Raw genomic sequence first — 303 nt, 5'->3', positions numbered from 1 at the left:
ACAACCAAAGGCTCACCTCGCTCCGCGAGGTGAGCCTTTGCCATACCCCCGCCCAGCTCGGCCCCGCCCCGCCCCGCCCCGCCCCGCTCGGCCCTGGCCCAGCCCGATGATCAAGAGGTTTGCGTCACGCGCTTTCGGCGTTTCGTGACGCAAATCTCCTGATCACCGGCAGCGGCGCGGTGGGCGGCGGAATCCGGCCCGGTGCGGGTTGGGAGGGGCGCGGAGTTAGGCCGTGTCTTGTGGATCAGGTTTCGCGGGCGAGGTCGCGGAGCCAGATCTTGATGGTGGCGATGTCGATGGTGG

It is taken from the genome of Micromonospora sp. DT4 (genome assembly GCF_049841675.1).
In the GTDB taxonomy this organism is placed as follows: domain Bacteria; phylum Actinomycetota; class Actinomycetes; order Mycobacteriales; family Micromonosporaceae; genus Micromonospora.
The sequence above is the reverse complement of the archived record's forward strand: the minus strand, read 5'-3'. Positions refer to the sequence as shown.